Origin of the sequence: Blautia coccoides (genome assembly GCF_034355335.1) — a bacterium.
GTDB classification, from domain to species: domain Bacteria; phylum Bacillota; class Clostridia; order Lachnospirales; family Lachnospiraceae; genus Blautia; species Blautia producta.
On sequence record NZ_CP136422.1, the window covers coordinates 93,216 to 111,008 of the forward strand.

15 protein-coding genes are annotated in these 17,793 nt (G+C 46.3%); 12 read left to right on the forward strand and 3 right to left on the reverse strand.

Annotated elements, in window-relative coordinates:
• Window positions 1-148: 148 nt before the first annotated feature.
• Window positions 149-1,354 (reverse strand): ROK family transcriptional regulator, encoded by a 1,206-nt coding sequence (locus tag BLCOC_RS00415; RefSeq protein ID WP_018597182.1) that lies wholly within the window; start codon window positions 1,352-1,354, stop codon window positions 149-151.
• A 471-nt stretch (window positions 1,355-1,825) separates the two neighbouring features.
• On the opposite strand from BLCOC_RS00415, the gene BLCOC_RS00420 reads away from it, so the two are divergent.
• The 5 genes from BLCOC_RS00420 (at window position 1,826) to BLCOC_RS00440 (ending at window position 6,971) form a co-directional block, all read left to right on the forward strand.
• Entirely contained in the window at window positions 1,826-2,851 is a 1,026-nt protein-coding gene (locus BLCOC_RS00420; protein WP_115625510.1) for a Gfo/Idh/MocA family protein, read from the forward strand.
• A gap of 32 nt (window positions 2,852-2,883) precedes the next feature.
• Entirely contained in the window at window positions 2,884-4,170 is a 1,287-nt protein-coding gene (locus BLCOC_RS00425) for an ABC transporter substrate-binding protein (protein WP_174717634.1), read from the forward strand.
• A gap of 171 nt (window positions 4,171-4,341) precedes the next feature.
• Complete coding sequence (locus BLCOC_RS00430) at window positions 4,342-5,226, forward strand: carbohydrate ABC transporter permease (protein WP_029470954.1); 885 nt, start codon at window positions 4,342-4,344, stop codon at window positions 5,224-5,226.
• The gene (locus tag BLCOC_RS00435; protein ID WP_029470953.1) at window positions 5,226-6,053 is read left to right on the forward strand and encodes a carbohydrate ABC transporter permease; all 828 of its coding nucleotides are present in this window, start codon (window positions 5,226-5,228) and stop codon (window positions 6,051-6,053) included. The genes BLCOC_RS00430 and BLCOC_RS00435 overlap by 1 nt, the downstream gene beginning before the upstream one ends.
• Before the next feature lie 84 nt (window positions 6,054-6,137).
• Window positions 6,138-6,971 (forward strand): sugar phosphate isomerase/epimerase family protein, encoded by an 834-nt coding sequence (locus BLCOC_RS00440; RefSeq protein WP_115624017.1) that lies wholly within the window; start codon window positions 6,138-6,140, stop codon window positions 6,969-6,971.
• 130 nt (window positions 6,972-7,101) lie between these two features.
• On the opposite strand, the gene BLCOC_RS00445 is transcribed toward BLCOC_RS00440, so the two are convergent.
• Window positions 7,102-7,761 carry a YesL family protein gene (locus BLCOC_RS00445; RefSeq protein ID WP_115624018.1) on the reverse strand — a complete coding sequence of 220 codons (660 nt, stop codon included), beginning with the start codon at window positions 7,759-7,761 and terminating at the stop codon, window positions 7,102-7,104.
• A 493-nt stretch (window positions 7,762-8,254) separates the two neighbouring features.
• Here BLCOC_RS00445 and BLCOC_RS00450 point away from each other — a divergent pair, with 493 nt between their 5' ends.
• The 5 genes from BLCOC_RS00450 (at window position 8,255) to BLCOC_RS00470 (ending at window position 14,830) form a co-directional block, all read left to right on the forward strand.
• The gene (locus BLCOC_RS00450; RefSeq protein WP_115624019.1) at window positions 8,255-9,586 is read left to right on the forward strand and encodes an ABC transporter substrate-binding protein; all 1,332 of its coding nucleotides are present in this window, start codon (window positions 8,255-8,257) and stop codon (window positions 9,584-9,586) included.
• Window positions 9,587-9,700: 114 nt separating this feature from the next.
• Window positions 9,701-10,579: a carbohydrate ABC transporter permease gene (locus BLCOC_RS00455; RefSeq protein WP_115625511.1), complete on the forward strand. Its 879-nt coding sequence runs from the start codon at window positions 9,701-9,703 to the stop codon at window positions 10,577-10,579.
• 15 nt (window positions 10,580-10,594) lie between these two features.
• Complete coding sequence (locus BLCOC_RS00460; RefSeq protein WP_044954450.1) at window positions 10,595-11,434, forward strand: carbohydrate ABC transporter permease; 840 nt, start codon at window positions 10,595-10,597, stop codon at window positions 11,432-11,434.
• A gap of 80 nt (window positions 11,435-11,514) precedes the next feature.
• On the forward strand, window positions 11,515-13,806 hold the full coding sequence (locus tag BLCOC_RS00465; protein WP_115624020.1) for an alpha-galactosidase: 2,292 nt from the start codon (window positions 11,515-11,517) through the stop codon (window positions 13,804-13,806).
• A gap of 112 nt (window positions 13,807-13,918) precedes the next feature.
• Window positions 13,919-14,830 carry an AraC family transcriptional regulator gene (locus tag BLCOC_RS00470; protein ID WP_018597170.1) on the forward strand — a complete coding sequence of 304 codons (912 nt, stop codon included), beginning with the start codon at window positions 13,919-13,921 and terminating at the stop codon, window positions 14,828-14,830.
• Between the two features lie 55 nt (window positions 14,831-14,885).
• Here BLCOC_RS00470 and BLCOC_RS00475 read toward each other — a convergent pair whose 3' ends face one another.
• The gene (locus BLCOC_RS00475) at window positions 14,886-15,773 is read right to left on the reverse strand and encodes an AraC family transcriptional regulator (RefSeq protein ID WP_115624021.1); all 888 of its coding nucleotides are present in this window, start codon (window positions 15,771-15,773) and stop codon (window positions 14,886-14,888) included.
• A gap of 428 nt (window positions 15,774-16,201) precedes the next feature.
• Here BLCOC_RS00475 and BLCOC_RS00480 point away from each other — a divergent pair, with 428 nt between their 5' ends.
• Both BLCOC_RS00480 and BLCOC_RS00485 read left to right on the forward strand, forming a co-directional pair.
• Window positions 16,202-17,008: an ABC transporter ATP-binding protein gene (locus tag BLCOC_RS00480; RefSeq protein ID WP_115624022.1), complete on the forward strand. Its 807-nt coding sequence runs from the start codon at window positions 16,202-16,204 to the stop codon at window positions 17,006-17,008.
• Window positions 17,005-17,793 carry an ABC transporter permease gene (locus BLCOC_RS00485; protein ID WP_115624023.1) on the forward strand — a complete coding sequence of 263 codons (789 nt, stop codon included), beginning with the start codon at window positions 17,005-17,007 and terminating at the stop codon, window positions 17,791-17,793. Before BLCOC_RS00480 ends, BLCOC_RS00485 begins: the two co-directional genes overlap by 4 nt.

Here is a 17,793-nt window from a genome sequence, read left to right on the forward strand (position 1 = left end):
GATATAATCCTGTGATTTGCAGCGCCGTCTCTCGAAGCGCTGCTGACAGTAAAGTTTTATTACCTTAAACATATCACAAAAAGGCATGGGGTACAAATAAATTCCGTATCTCCGGGATGTGTTTGAATGGACGATCTGTGATTGCAGACTATCCAATATAAAAAGTACACAGCCTGGGTTCCAGGAAGGAATAATAGGTGTCAAAAAAATATTTCATTGCGCCGTTTAGGTAGGCGTCGCTTTGAAGCTGTGAATACCTTACACCTGAAAAGTCCACCATCCTGCGGAAACCCACATCGCGCAGTGAATTCTGCACCTCTTCTATAAATAAAGTACCCAGGTGCTGTCCTTTTCCGCCCAGAATGATCAGTTCGGGGTTCACGATACAGATCAGGTTGCTGAGCGCCAGGGCCAGATCTCTGGCCATTTTCTGCAGCGTGTGGATGGCGGCGGGGTCTTTGTAGAGGGCTGCCTTTCCCAAATCCTCAAACGTGATGGCAGAGCGCCCCAGAAGGCAGCTTTCCTTGCCGGATTCTTCCAGTCTGGCTTTTATCTGGGATTCGGAGAACATGGCCTCCAGACAGCCGTGGTTGCCGCATACGCAGAGAGGACCTTTTGGATTGACCGAATAATGACCAAACTGGGTGACAGAGCCGCTGGCCTTGCCAAGCATGTTGCCTTCTATAAATATAGTGGCGCCGATCCCCCTTCCGAAATTGATGAACGCAAAGTTCTTTTCCTTGACTTGGGTATATATCTTCTCTGCGTAGGCATAACAGGCTGTATCCTCCAGCAGAGCCACAGGATAATCCGGAAAGGCAAAGTTCAGTTCGTGTATCAGATTGCCGCTCCCGCCGGGACCGAGGCTCAGGGTTGTGGAGTATATCTCGTTCCGTGCGGCATCTATCATGGCAGACACCACAACACAGATGCCCAGGATCCGTTCGGAGTCATATTTGGACAGGATATCCCTGTACACACATGTCCTGGATAAGGAGATATAAGTCTCCCCCTTTTTTAACTGCAGCCTGGTACTGTAGACTGAAGTGCCGGCTACATCCACCACATGAGCTTCGGCGATATTGTCCACCCAGCTAATTACGATCACAAAATGCTGATTTGTCTGGGCTTTTAGGCAGTTGGGTTTTCTGCCGACGCAGTCAGAGTGGGAGGCCCCTTCATCGGCGATAAATTCCCTTTCGATCAGTTCATCAACCAGTGTGGATACCGTGGTTTTGCTGAGATGGGTGCGCCTGGCCAGCTCTGTGCGTGATATTCCGTTCTCAATATATATGGAGGAATACAGATGCTTCATATTAGTGTTCTTGATCACCTGTTGTGTCAGAAGTTTCATATGTTCACCTCCTTTGCTGGTTTAATTGTAAAGTGGTATTATTAATTAGATGCTACCATAAAACCCGGAGTTATGCAATATTATTTGTGAAAAGATGTAAAAATGGAGAGTGATAACCATATATTTGTGTAAAATGGTGGATAAAAGCAAGAAATTTTAAAATGATGAAACAAAAACGGTTGGAAATAGTGTAAATAAATTGTAATGCGGTAGGAATAAATAGTAATAAGGTTAAAAGTGCACAAAATATGTGATTATAAAATGTTAAAAATGTAGTAAATTACATTCTTATATCACAAAAATACAAAAACATATTGACATAAATGACATGTGATGCTATTGTATAGCTATCAAATAAATAAATTTTACATTATCAAAAAGCCAAAAATAGCTGAAAAACCAGCGGGGCTTTTAATTTTAAAATTTATTAGTAAGGCCACTGGACAAACAAAAAGAAAAGAGGATGATGAGATGAAAGTGGGATTAATAGGATGCGGAGGAATGGGAACCACCCACAACCTGTCGCTGAAAGCACTGTCATCCAAGATGGATGTTGAGGTAACGGCGCTGGCTGACTGCAGGCCCGAGTTCCTGGAAAAGGCGGCTGAGCAATGGCCAAATGCCAGGCTGTACAAGACGGGGATGGAACTTCTGGAAGCGGAGACGCTGGACAGCGTGCATATCTGCCTTCCCAGTTATCTCCACACAGAACATGCTGTGGCGGCTATGGACAGAGGAATGAATGTGTTCGTAGAAAAACCGGTATGTCTGACCGAGGAGGAGGCGCAGAAGCTTCTGGATGCCAAGGAGAGGAACCGTGTACAGGTTATGGTTGGGCAGGTGGTCCGCTCCTTTGATGAATACCGGTATCTGAAGGACTGCTATGAAACAGGCCGGTATGGTGAACTGAAATCTATTACCATGCAGAGAGTGAGCGGCGACGCGGCGTGGGGATTTGAGGACTGGTTCCATAAGGAGGACAGGAGTGGTTCGGTAGTGCTGGATCTGCATGTGCATGATCTGGATTTTCTCAGATATATGCTGGGAGAACCGGATTCCTTTGATGTAAGGGCAACAGCATTTTCCAGCGGAATGATCAACCAGATCTTTACTACATACGAATTCGGAAAAGTATTCGCAGTGACAGAAGGCATATGGGATATTAGTTCAGCGCTTCCCTTTGAGGCCAGCTTCCACGCATGCTTCGAGGAGGCCAGTATCGTATTCCGGGGACGCGATGAAAAACCGCTGACTGTTTATAAAAATGACGGCACGGTGGAGTATCCGGAGCTTGAAAGGGAATACGATGTGAAGGATGATTCCGCGGGGATCAACGTCTCCAATCTGGGGCCGTATTATACAGAGATCAAATACTTCATTGAATGCCTCCAAAACGGCAGAGAAGTGGAGGTTGCGCCTCTGGAAGAGGGTATCAAATCTGTTCGTCAGGGAATTGAAGAGTGGAGACGGGCAAAGGAATATGTGAACAGGAAATAAAAACAAATATAAATTTCAAGGAGGAAAAAATTATGATGAAGAAAACACTGGCGGTTCTGATGACAGCAGCTTTGGCAGCATCCTGTCTTACAGCCTGCGGCGGTGGCGGCGGCAGTACAGAGGAGTCCAAGGGCGATTCCGGTAAGGACAGCGCAGACAGCGGCAAAGAGGTTACCCTGAAGGTCTTCGATGCTCATGCTTATGGTCTGGACGAGTATGCTGAGATGGCGAAAAAGTTTGAGGAGTCACATCCTGGGGTTAAGATTGAGGTGCAGCATGCTGCCAATGACAGCAACACACTGCTTCAGTCACGTATTAACTCAGGGGATATCCCGGATGTATTTGACGTGGAGTCAGGAACATCTGCTCAGAAATACTATGAATATGCTTATGATTGGACAGACGAGAAAGAGGTACTGGATAAATTCAATGAGCCGGCTTTGGATACGGGAAAAGACGCTGACGGGAAGATCATGTCTCTGCCCTGGACCTATGAAAATATGGGCCTGATCTATAACAAAGACTTGTTTGAAAAAGCAGGTATCACAGAGCTTCCAAAGACTATGGATGAACTGGAAGCAGCCTGCGAGAAACTGGATGCGGCAGGCATCACAGCATTTTCTCTGGCAGCCAAGGAGACTTGGGTACTGCAGCAGTTGTCCACACATTACATGATGGACAAAACTCTGGATGCCAAAGGCGTTGTGGAAAAACTCAACAGCGGAGATCTGAAATTCAAAGACCTCAAAAATTTCCAGAATGTATTCCGCCTTCTGGATCTGGCTGTAAAATACGGACCGGACAAACCACTTGAAGTTGACTGGGAGACAAGTGAGAATATGCTTGCAAACGGTGAGGCAGCTATCATTCATATGGGTGACTGGTGCCAGTCTACACTGGATTCCTTTAACCCGGATGCAAACCTGGCATTCCTTCCCTGCCCGGTAAGTGACAATGCAGATGACGCAACACTGCTGTCATCCTGTAACTGGACATATATTGTAAATAAAGACTCTGAAAATCTTGACCTGGCAAAAGAATATCTGGAATATATCCTTACATCTGAGGAAGGCCAGAAATGGATGTGCGACGGTGTTGGAGCTGTACCGGGCGTCAAGACGGATATGGATGTAAAAGGCGCGCTTGCCAATGATGCGTCCACATATGTGGAAGAGGGCAAAACAAACGGATGGATCCATACCATCGAGCCAAACGGCTACGGCGACATTGTAGGACCGGCACTGCAGGCTTATATGACTGGTGATATGACTGCAGAACAGGTGACGGAAGAGTTCCAGAACGGATGGGTTGTACAGTAAAGTTGGAAACTGCGGCGGGGTAACGATGACCGGACGGGGCTGTTGCGGCTGCAACGGCCCCGTTTTTTATAACACAGGCGAGCTTTTGGGATTTCCCTGTGTTACAAAAACCTCCGGGCAGGAGGCACACTGCGGCCTGCTGTTGTGGAAGGGGAAAATGGAGGCGTGAAAGTGAAAAGCAAAGGAAAAACAAAAGATTTATTGATTTTTGCATTGTTTGTATTTCCGGCAGTGGCATTTGTGCTTTTTTCCACAGATGTGCCGTTTCTGATGAACCTGTATTATTCTGTGTTTAACTGGAATGGGATCAGCAAGGATATGGAGTTTGTAGGACTTCAAAACTTTGTAAATATATTTACCAATGATGCGCTGTTTTGGAAGAGTACTGCATTTACATTGAAGTTCTCGGTGTTCTATGTTGTGATCGTAAACGTCCTGTCTCTTACAGTGGCACTGGTAATGGCGAAAGAGAAGAAGAGTTCAAGCGTGGGACGTGCGTTTTATTATATTCCGTACATAATCAGTTTGACTGCCATCAGCCTGATCTGGAAGTTTATTCTGGGTCCGGGATTTGAGGCTCTGTATCAGGTGACGGGATGGGAGATGTTTAACTGGAGCTGGCTTGGCACAGCGAAACTGGCATTCTTTGTTGTGGTCATCATGACGGTATGGCAGAATCTGGGATTCTATATGGTGAACTATATTGCGGGTATCATAGCGGTTCCGAAAGAACTCATTGAGGCTGCCAAGATAGACGGCGCCAATAAGTTCCAGGTGCTTAGAAAAGTGACTGTGCCGCTGATCATGCCGGCAGTGTCTATCTGTATGCTCACATCCCTGACATTTGCCTTCAAGTTATTTGATGTCATCATGGTATTTACAAAGGGCGGTCCGGCAAACTCCACCATTTCTGTGGCGTACAATATATATAAAGAAGCGTTTGTCAACAACCGTTATGGAATGGCTACCGCAAAATCCCTTGTATTTGTGGTGTTTGTGCTGATCGTTACAGTGATCCAGCTTAAAGTAACCAAGAGTAAGGAGGTAGAGGCATAATGAAAAAAGTGAGAAAAATCAGCATTCTTTCCATTATAGTGTTCATATGTTCCGTGTTTTGGCTGATGCCCCTGCTTCTGATATTTATCAACTCGTTTAAGCCTTATAATGATATGCTGCAGGAATTCCTGGCTCTTCCCAAGAGCTGGAGCCTGAATATGTATATAGAGACCTGGACAAAGTTTGATTTCCCGCTGCTGATAGGGAATACGCTTTTGTATACGGTGTGTACAGTGCTCATTATCGCGCTCCTTGCGCCTATGGCGGCTTACAAGCTGGCGAGAACAAAGGGCAGGCTGTCAGGCGCATGCTTTGTTCTGATCATCATTCCTATGATGGTGCCGTTCCAGTCTTACATGATCACATTGACCAGACTGGTGGCAAATCTGGGAATGACAGGGAGTAAAATAGGTTATATACTGGTGAGTACAGGTCTCTGTATGCCGCTGGCTGTATATATGATCCACGGGTTTGTAAAAAATGTACCAATTGAATTGGAAGAGTGCGCCTGCATCGACGGTGCCGGCAAGGTGAGAACATACTTTAATATTGTACTGCCGCTGCTGAAACCGATCCTGACAACAGTTGTAGTTTTGGATACTCTGGCTACCTGGAATGATATCATTACCAACCAGCTCATCGTCGGAGGAAATGCAAAGGCTATGAATATCCAGAATGCGCTTTACATGCAGTTCTCTGCACAGACGGCAGACTGGGAACATGCCCTTCCGGGTATCGTAATGTCCATGATCCCCAGTTTGATCTTCTTTGTGATCATGCAGAAGCATATCGTAGGCGGTATTACAGCGGGAGCAGTGAAGGGTTAAGCGTAACGGCTAAAAGGACTTTGCCTGTAACTGTGATGAGGCTGAAAAGCTGCGGTTAAGTTAAAAGAAAGAGAGGTATTTTTTATGAGAGTAGGAGTTTTGATAGAGCTTTTTCGTGATACAGATATAGATGCCAGATTCGCGGAGCTGCGTTCCATGGGGATGGAGAGCTGCCAGTTGGTGTGCTGGGATAGAGAGATCATGGATCAGGAGAATGCGGATAAGGTGAATGCGGCTGCTGAACATCATAAAGTAGATATCACAGCATTCTGGTGCGGCTGGGAAGGCCCTAGAGTATGGGATTTCTATGACGGACAGCTTACCCTGGGACTTGTGCCTGAGGCGTTCCGCTTTGAGCGTGTGAAGATGCTGCAGGAGGGTATCAGGTTTGCTGCTATGATCCATGTAAAAGATGTGGCGACCCATGTGGGGTATATGCCTGAAAATCCCTATGATCCCAACTACGCGGGTGTTCTTGTTTGTCTGAAAGAACTGGTAAAGCAGTGTAAGGAAAACGGCCAGAATTTCCTCTTTGAGACAGGACAGGAGACGCCGGTTACACTGAAAAGGGCGATCCAGGATATAGAAAAAGAACTGGGAAAAGGTAATGTGGGCATTAACCTGGATCCTGCCAATCTGGTCATGTACGGAAAAGCAAATCCCGTGGACGCGCTGGAGGTATTCGGTGAATATGTCATGGGTATCCACGGCAAGGATGGAAAATACCCTACAGACGGTCACATGCTTGGCGATGAAGTGCCTCTGGGACAGGGTAAGGTGAATTACCCCGCTTTTGTGGCTAAACTGAAAGAGATTGGATATGCAGGAGATATCACTATTGAGCGTGAAATTTCCGGTGAAGAGCAGAAAAAGGATATTGTAATGGCGAAAGCGGTTCTCGATGAACTGCTGAAATAAAAAGAAAAAGGCACCGTCTGCGGGACGGCGCAGTATCTGTAAAATACAGAACTGGGCGGCTCCGCAGACGGTGCCTTTTTGTTGTATGGAAACATCCTTCAGGCAGGATGCTTTTTTCGGAAATCCATGTTTACCGTGTTTCCTCTTTTGGCAACTCCTCTTCTTTTTCCAGATAAGGCCGGAAGATACGATACAGAAAGAACGAGTCAATATAAGCCGTGAGGGCAAAGCCGAAGAAGAACCAACAGCACGCGTACAGAGGCATTAGCTTCAGATCCTGATATGTCATATACATGGGCAGAATGGTAATGACAGCCATGGCCAGTGTGGAGGGGAAATGCATGAAGGCAAACAAAAATGCGTTTTTCAGCAGTTTCCCGGCGGTGTTGGCAAAAGCCGCAATGACTGGGAAGATGTAGAGGGCCACGATCACCAGAAGACCCATAAGAGCCTCTGACATGTAGAGCAGAATCTTTCCATAGGAAAATGTACCCTGAGTCTGCATAAGAAAACGGATATTCAGAAACAATATGACTCCTGCCAGCAGAATGCCCAGCCAGATCACCAGGGATTGGACGAAATTTTGTTTGAACGCGCGGAAAAAGGTTTTGGATGTACTGCTGTCATTTCCTTTTACCATGCGCAGTGTGCAGTGATACAGCGCTGTCATGGCCGGTCCTATGGTGATGACGGGGATACAGCAGAGAATGAACAAAAGATTGGCGACCACCAGATCTCCGATTTTGCTGAGAAAAATATGAACTACATTGTCTTCGTTTAAAAGATTCATAATTTCCGCCCTTTCTGAATAGAATGTATTTTAGTAACTGATTGGCAGGTTTGTACATTTTTTCTGCCGGCCGTTACATGCTTTGATATGATTCTAAGGGTTATTCTAGCATTAAATGATGAAGAATGCAATTGCGGTATGTAATTTTGAGCGGAAAAATAGAAAAAACAGGAAAATTGTAAAAAATATGGAATAATGTAATCTGATTTAGACTTAATGTGGTCTTGATATGTGAGAATGAACCCGTCATTGTGACGAAAACTATCAAAAGTATATGGAAAACAAAGCTTGCAAGGCAATTAAACTGCAATGAAAACCTGGTGAAATCAAGGAAAAGTGTAAAAAACGCACAAACATATAACATTATGACATATTATAAAAACATATATCCATTTAACATTATTCCATGTGCAACTATAATAAGGATATCACTCAGGGATACAGTAAAAACTGTTAATCTGACGAAAACTTTAATGCAAAAGGAGGAGCAAGTATGAAATTCAGAAAGGTAGCAGCATTATCACTGGCAAGCGTTATGGCACTGTCACTGGCAGCATGTGGAGGAAACAGCGGCGGAGACAGCAAGGGTTCTGACGACAGCAGCACAAAGACAGAAGGTGAAGGCGAGAAGGCCGAAAGCGGTAGCTCCAGTGATGCAGAACTTTCCGTATCTATCTGGGATACCAACCAGGAACCGGGTATCAAAGAAATCCTGGCTGACTTTACAGAGCAGACCGGCATTAAGACAAAACTTTCTGTAGTAAAATGGGACGAGTATTGGACCATGTTGGAGGCAGGCGCACAGGGCGGTTCCCTTCCGGATGTATTCTGGATGCATTCCAATGAGAGCCAGAGATACATGTCCAATGATATGCTTCTTGATCTGACAGACAAGATTGCAGACAGTGATAAGATCGACCCGGAAAACTACCCATCCGATATCTGGGGTCTGTATACATATGAAGACAAATATTATGCAGTTCCTAAGGATGTAGATACCATCGCTCTGTGGTACAACAAGGCAATGTTTGATGAGGCCGGACTTGACTATCCTACAGCAGACTGGACATGGGATGACGTGACAGAAGCAGCTAAGAAGCTGACAAAAGAAGACGGAAGCCAGTACGGTATGGCTCTGAGAAATGACAACAACCAGGCCGGTTACTACAACATGATCTATGATAACGGCGGAACCGTCATCAGTGATGACAAGAAAACATCCGGATGGGATGATCCTAAGACCATCGAAGCAATGCAGATGTTAGAAGGATGGATCAAAGACGGAGTTATGCCTTCCATCGAGACAATGTCTGAGAACGGTGAGGACGTACTGTTCCAGTCCGGAAAAGTTGCTATGGTATTCCAGGGTTCCTGGATGCTGGCAGCATATCGTGACAATGAGTACACAGCAGAAAACTGTGACGTTGTAGAACTTCCGAAGAACGCGTCAACAGGAAGAAGAGCCTCCATCTATAACGGACTCGGATGGGCAGCAGCAGCTAACGGCAGCCACACAGATGAAGCTTGGCAGCTGATCGAGTACCTGGGATCCAAAGAAGCTCAGGAAAAACAGGCTGAACTTGGCGTTACAATGTCTGCATACACAGGTACCTCTGACGCATGGGCAAAATCTGCTGACTTTAACTTAGAGGCATATCTGAACATGATGGATGACATGGTGATCAGACCATATTCCAAAACAACAGTTACCTGGGAAAATGAAGACAACGAAATCTTAAAGAGCGTATACACCGGTGAAATGTCCATGGAAGATGCCTGCAAGAAGATGGCAGAGCAGATGAATGAGAAATTAGCCGAGGAGTGATCAAAGGGAAGCTGAATTGACCGAGGATTAAATTGCAGGCAGGTTCGTAAGAATCTGCCTGCATTTGGAAAAGGAGTGAGTGGCGTGGCTAGTAATGGAAATACAAAGAAACAGATGAAAACCAGCAGGGAGCGCAGCGAGTTTTTGTGGGGCTGGCTGTTTATCCTTCCAACTGTGATTGGTCTGGTTGTTTTAAATATCATCCCGATCTTCCAGACCCTGTACCAGAGTTTCTTCAAGACAGGGGATTTCGGAAAAGGAAACATCTTTGTCGGAGTAGAGAATTATGTAAAAGTATTCGGAGACCAGGAGGTTTGGCAGTCTCTGATCAACACATTTAAATATGCGATCGTAGAGGTTCCGTTCTCGATTGTGATCGCCCTTGTTCTGGCAGTTCTGCTTAACAGAAAAATGAAGGGCCGCGGTATTTACCGTACTATCATCTTCCTCCCCATGGTTGCAGCTCCGGCGGCAGTTGCCATGGTTTGGAGATGGCTGTTCAACTCAGATTTCGGTCTGATCAACAATGTGTTCCATACAAGTGTTAAATGGGTGTCAGATCCCAAGATCGCAGTATTTTCCATTGCTGTTATCGGTGTATGGTCCATTATAGGTTATAACATGGTGTTATTTATATCCGGTCTGCAGGAGATCCCCCACGACTATTATGAAGCGGCGGAGATTGACGGTGCTACGGGTGTTAAGAGTTTCTTCCATATAACAGTACCCCTGTTATCCCCAACTATTTTCTTTGTTCTTGTAACACGTGTCATCGGTTCCCTTCAGGTATTCGATCTCATGTACATGGTAATGGACAAATCCAACCCGGCTCTGGAAAAGACCCAGTCCCTGGTATACCTGTTCTACAAATACGCGTTCATCAATAAGAACATGGGTTACGGTGCAACTATTGTTATCCTGCTTCTGGTCATCACCATGATCATCACGGTGTTCCAGATGATAGGACAGAAAAAATGGGTGTTCTACAACTAGAAAGGGGGATGCATTATGGATAGTATGGAAAGAAAAAGCAAATTAATAAACACTCTTATTCATATAATATTGATTCTGGTATCTATAACGATGCTGATACCTTTTATATGGATGATCCTCACTGCGTTCAAGTCAGTGACAGAAGCAACATCCGTGAACCCGTTTGTCATCTTCCCGAAGGTTTGGAGAACAGAAGCGTTCACCTCCGTTATGGAGAACATGAACTTCCTGATCCTGTATAAAAATACCCTGCTTCTGATCCTGTTCCGCGTTGTCTGCGCGGTACTGACAGCTACTATGGCAGGTTATGCTTTCGGACGTCTGCACTTTAAAGGAAGAGACTTCTGTTTCTCCCTGGTTCTTCTGCAGATGATGGTTCCGGTACAGATCTTCATCATTCCTCAGTACCTGATGGTAAGTAAAATGGGAATGCTGAATACCATTTTTGCACTGGTATTCCCCGGTATTGTCACAGCATTCGGTACCTTCCTGCTCCGCCAGGGTTACATGGGACTTCCCAATGACCTGGAAGAAGCTGCAAGGCTGGACGGATGTAATATCGGACAGACCTTCCTTTATATCATGGCACCGCTTACCCGGTCCAGTATGGTTGCCCTGGGAATCTTCACAGCAGTGTTTGCCTTCAAAGACCTGATGTGGCCGATGATCGTCAACACAGATAAGGACATGCTGGTTCTGTCCTCCGCACTTGCGAAAATGCAGGGGCAGTATACCTCCAAATTCCCGGAATTAATGGCAGCTTCCCTGATTGCCTGTATCCCGATGATCGTCCTCTATATGATTTTCCAGAAACAGTTCATCGAAGGTATTGCAACCAGCGGTGGTAAACTTTAAGAAATTTAAGGCCGGCGTAATAAGGTGTTATTGCGCCGGCCTGTTTTTAAAAGGAGAGAAAGTTTTAAAAGGAGAAAAAGATGGCAGTAAAATTTCATGAAAAGACCAAAGAATTTCATATTTATAATAGTGAAGTAAGCTACCTTATGCGGATCATGGAGAACGGACAGTTAGAGAATCTGTACTATGGAAAGGCAGTCCGTGACAAAGAGGATTTTGGCTATCTCCACGAGGAGGCTATGCGCTCCCAGATGTCCGTGTGTGTTCCGGAACCCGGTATACTGTCCATGCAGTATACAAGGCAGGAGTATCCGGTGTACGGAACCGGTGATTACAGAAGTCCTGCGCTGACTGTTCTGCAGGAAAACGGCAGCAGGATAGTAGAATTTTCCTATGTATCTCATGAGATTTACAGAGGAAAGAAATCTATCGAACCTCTTCCGTCCACTTACACAGAGTCTGAGGATGAGGCGGAGACACTGGAGATCACACTTCATGACAAAGTGACAGATACAGATATGGTGCTCACTTATACTATTTATGAGGCGTATCCAGTGATCACCCGGAATGTCCGTTTTGAACAGAAAGGGGAGCAGAAGATCATCCTGGAGCGTGTCATGAGTGCCAGTGTGGAGTTCCTGGATATGGATTATGAGCTGGTACAGTTATCCGGCGCATGGTCCAGAGAGCGTTATGTGAAGAACAGAAAGCTGGAGATGGGCATTCAATCTGTGCAGGGGTTAAACGGCACATGCAGCGGCGCGGAACACAATCCGTTCATTGCCCTGAAGCGTCCTCATACCACAGAAGACCAGGGGGAAGTCTATGGATTTAGTCTGGTGTACAGCGGCAATTTCCTGGCCCAGGCAGAGGTTTCCACGTTTGACATGACAAGAGTCATGCTGGGTATCAATCCTGAGGATTTTGCATGGGAACTGAATCAGGGTGAAACCTTCCAGGCTCCTGAGGTGGTTATGGTATACAGTGACCGGGGTCTGAATAAGATGAGCCAGGCATATCACAGACTGTACAGGAAACGCCTCATGAGGGGAACCTGGAGAGACAAGGCACGCCCGATCCTGCTCAATAACTGGGAGGCCACATACTTTGACTTTAATGAGGAAAAGATTTTAACCATAGCAAAGAAGGCAAAAGAGGCTGGTGTGGAGCTGTTCGTCCTTGATGACGGATGGTTCGGGGCCAGAAATGATGATTACAGAGGCCTTGGCGACTGGTATGTAAACCTTGAGAAACTGCCGGACGGCATTGCAGGACTTTCCCGCAAGGTGGAAGCTTTGGGATTGAAGTTCGGTCTCTGGGTAGAGCTGGAGATGGTGAATAAGGACAGTGACCTTTACCGGGCACATCCGGACTGGCTGATCAGCACACCGGACCGTTTTGAGTCACACGCCAGACACCAGCATGTACTTGACTTCTCCAGAAAAGAAGTGGTAGATTATATCTACGAAATAATCGCAAAGGTACTCAGGGAATCATCCATCTCCTACATTAAATGGGATATGAACCGTTACATGACAGAGCCTTACAGCAGAGGGGCAGACGCCTCACAGCAGGGTAAGGTGATGCATAAATACATTTTGGGTGTGTATGACCTGTACACACGTTTGACAACGGAATTTCCGGAAATCCTGTTTGAATCCTGTGCCAGCGGCGGGGCCAGATTTGACCCGGCTATGCTTTATTTTGCACCGCAGACCTGGACCAGCGATGACACGGATGCCAGTGAGAGGACAAAGATCCAGTACGGTACTTCTTATGTATATCCCATTGTCAGCATGGGTTCTCATGTATCCGCAGTGCCGAACCATCAGATGCACCGTTTGACACCCATTGAGACAAGGGCAAATGTGGCGTATTTCGGAACCTTTGGATATGAACTGGATCTGAACCTGCTGTCTGAGGCGGAGATTGAAAGTGTTAAGAAACAGGTTGCGTTCATGAAGGAGTACAGAGAGCTGATCCAGATAGACGGTGATTTCTACCGGCTGTTAAGTCCTTTTGAGGGAAATGACACCGCCTGGATGGTAGTGGCTCAGGATAAAACCCAGGCAGTTGCAGGATTCTACCAGAGAATGAACAAGGTAAACGCGTCCTGGATCAGGCTGAAGCTTCAGGGATTGGATGCGGACATGCTGTATGAGGTGAGCTGCGACTTAGCGCCGTCAGCGTCCTATGATGACAGTCTTGCAAAGATATATGGTATACGGACAGAGAAAAATATGGTGAAAACCTACCGGGCATACGGCGATGAGCTGATGCAGGTGGGAATACCGATTGACAGGGAAGATTTGAATAAAAAGGGCGGAGATTTTGCATCCCTGCTCTACACCCTGAAAGAGGTAACAGACTAGAATTTTGAGGCGGGAATGTTCAGGGTAGTGTTCCTGGACATTTCCGCCGTTTTTTATTATGGCAGAAGAGCAGGTATATTGCCCGTCTATGCATACAGGGGGAGGGATTACATTGAAACACACAACCGGCTTTACCAGTTCGGCCAGATACAGATGTCTGGAGGATCTGCAGAGAGAAGCCGTAGAGCTTTGCCTTATCTACTGCGGCTGGGAATACTGCGATCCCGGGCACAGGTTCGGGCCGAATAAGAGGACTTCTTATGTGCTGCATATTGTGAGAGAGGGTAAGGGGACTCTGGAGATATATAAAAAGAAATATAATCTGAGTGCAGGGGATGCGTTTCTGATCCCGCCTAACACGGAGGCGTGGTATGAGGCTGACATGGAAGACCCGTGGTGCTATATGTGGGTGGGATTTACCGGATTAAAGGCAGAAGAGTGTGCCAACAGCGCAGGATTTTCTGTAAAGACCCCTGTGCACAAGGTTGAATGTATGAAGGTGCTGAATGAATATATTGACTCCATGCTGGAGGCACATCAGCTCTCCTATACGGATGAGCTGAGGCGGAACGGGCTTCTGATGTTGTTTTTCTCTGCGCTGATCGATGAGCACAGGCAGAATATTCCCGGTTCAGGCAGTCCGCATCCGTATCCCGGTTCTGTGTATGTGAAGCATGCAATGGAGTATATTTCCTTTAATTATAACCAGAAGATCAAGATCAATGAGCTGGCGGACTACATTGGCGTGAACAGGAGTTACCTGACGAGCAGTTTTAAAAAGGCTATAGGCTGTTCGCCGCAGGAGTATCTTGTAAACCTTCGTATGGAAAAGGCCAGATCCCTGCTGAAAAACACAGATATGCAGATCAATGCCATTGCCAATTCTGTGGGCTATGTGGACCAGCTTGCGTTTTCCAAGATATTCAAGCAGCATTACGGAATGAGTCCCAGAGCTTACAGGGAGGAAGAGGAAGAACTGGTATATAAGAATAAAAAAGGTGATTATGAGGGAGCGCCCTTATAGAGAAGAAAAAAGATATCCATCGGCAGGGATGCCGGCGGATATCTTTTTTTATATACTACCCTTTTTTGCGGTAGGCGGCAGGTGAAAGGCCGAAGTATTTCTTGAACATGGCTGAAAACTGAAAAGGGTTGGAAAAGCCCACAGATGCGGCAATGGTTGAGACCGGCTGATCTGTTCTGAGAAGAAGCGTGGCGGCCCGTTCCATCCTCAACGCTTTCAGATATTCCCTGGGGGTCTGTCCGTAGGCTTTTTTAAAGACAGAGCACAAATAATTGGGGTGAATATGAAGAAGATCCGCGGCATCCTGTATTTTAATGGGTTCACAGTAGCAGGAGTCAATAAAGGCTCGTGCGTCCTGAGCATAATCTTTCTCCCGGATGGAGGAGGGGCAGCCGCTGGCCTGGGCTTGGATCAGGCGGGAAAACAGATGAAGCATGCGGCTGTTCACCTCCAGGCATTTGTCCGGCTGAGATACAGGGAAAAACTGTTCCCCTGGGTATTCGTTTCTTTTGTAGGAGGTGACCTCCTCCAGGCGGGGGTCTGTGACGGACAGAAGGGATAATATAAGGCGCTCCAACTCATCGGAAGGCAGATTGATATCCGCTACACGGTCTTTTCCAAACAACATCTCTATAAAAGGATTGCGGGAGTCACAGAAAAAACCAAGCCAGGTGTATTTCCAGGGGTCTGTGGGGGAGGCCTGGTAGTGTCCGGCGGTACCGGAGGGGATATAGAAAGCCTGTCCGGCCCGGACTGTGTAGGTTTTTCCCTCTGTTTCCAGGGTGCCGCTGCCTTTCAGGATAAAGTGGATAAGATGGTAGGGTTTCATATAAAAGCCGTATTGATATCCCGGGCTGCACTCCTGAATGCCGCAGTGATTGAACTGCAGGGACAGGAGACTGACAGCAGTCCGGTGGACGAGAAGATCCCTGTTTCCGAGCATGGCAGCACTTCCTTTCTATTTTTTTACTCTGATGATATTTTATCATGGAAAACGGCAAAATTCGAGAGGATGGCAGGAAGATGTTAGATTTTAACAGGCATTTCTTAGAAATGCATATGTCCATTTTGAGGGCGGTCTGTTATCCTTTCAGCAGATGTAGTTGTACGGTATCTTCACAGATGATACTCTGCCTGGTATTTTTTAGAGGAACCGAATTACTGACCATAGAACTGTGGCAGCTATTTAGGAGATCCGCGCATTTACTGTGCTGGCCGTAAGAAAACGTCAGGCAGCCAGGTATAAATTCCATCGCAGCAGGCAATTCTACAAGGGTTTTGCTCGTAACTGTGAGGCTGCTGAACAGTTACAGACTGTCTCTTTTGAGGGTGTGAAAAACAGTGATAAATGAAGAAAAGGAAGTGTTTAAAATGGCATTGATGGAAGTCAGAGATTTGAAAAAAGAATACAGAACTGTAAAAAAGGAAGAGGGGATACGGGGAAGTATCCGCCATCTTATAAAGCCTCAGTATGGGCATAAAGAGGCTGTAAAAGGGGTGTCTTTCTCCATAGAAGAGGGAGAGAGTGTGGCATTTTTAGGGGCAAACGGCGCAGGGAAATCCACCACGATCAAGATGCTCACAGGAATCCTGAAGCCCAGCGGGGGAGAAATCTCTATTATGGGAAAGAATCCTTTTGCGGACAGGATGGAGAATGCCAGGAGGATCGGAGTGGTATTCGGACAGAAGACGCAGCTTTGGTGGGACATTCCCGTGATCGAAACCTTTCGGCTGCTGAAAAATATCTATGAGATACCGGATGAGAGATATGAACGAAATATGCGGGAGTTTCGGGAAATTCTGGAGCTTGATCCTTTTCTGGGACAGCCGGCCAGGAAACTGTCATTGGGACAGAGGGTGCGGGCAGATATGGCAGCGGCACTGCTCCACGAACCGCCGGTATTGTTTCTGGATGAGCCTACTATTGGGCTTGATGTGGCGGTAAAGCAGAGGATTTACTGTTTTTTGCAGAGGATAAATAAGGAGAGAAATACCACAGTATTGCTGACTAGTCATGATTTAAATGACTTGGAATCCCTGTGCGGACGTCTCATCATCCTGGAGCAGGGAGAGATTTTATTTGATGACAGGATGGGAAAGATTTTTGAGCAGTATCCTGAGGGGACGACACTGGAACAGATTGTGATCGGGCTTTTTAATAGGAGGAGCTGCGGATGAAAAAGTATATTTCTTATATGCGGTGTGGATTTCTGGAGGGATGCGCATACCGGAGCAATTTTATTACAGGGATGCTGGCTAACTTTATTCAGGTTGCAGTGCTCTACTATGTGTGGAAAAGTATTTTCAGATATCAGGGTGTGGTGAATGGGTATACCTGGGAGATTATGAGAAAATATGTGTTTGTGGCGTTTCTGTGCAACAGCTCTTTTTCCTTTGGGTTTGAGATGAATACGGCAAAGAGGATCATTAAGGGGGATATTATCCTGGATCTGCTCAAGCCGGTGTCTTACAGAGGAATGCTGTTTTTCAGGATGCTTGGGACAGCCGGGATGGAGTTCGGCGTAACGCTGGCACTGGTGGGAATCCTGTATCTGTCGGTAAACGGTGTGGGGGGAATAAGTGCGGGAAGAGTGCTGTTGTTTTTTGTGTCGTTGTTTTTGGGTATGGGGATAAAATTCGGGATACAGTATCTGTTTTCTCTGCTGTGCTTTTATACGGATAATTCTTATGGGGTGACAAAGGCCAGGGAGGTGCTCACCAACTTTTTTTCCGGGGCGCTTCTGCCCCTTGTGATGTTTCCGGGAGTGCTGAGAAGGGCAGTGGAGATACTGCCTTTTCAGGGCATTGTGTTTACGCCCTGCAGTATTTTTATAGGGACATTTTCCATGACGGAAAGTCTTCGGGGTATCGTGGTGCAGGCTGTGTGGATCGGAATTTTGTGGGTGTGCGGTGCGCTGTTTTGGAAGAAAGCTTCAGGGGTAATTTCCCTGTATGGAGGGTGA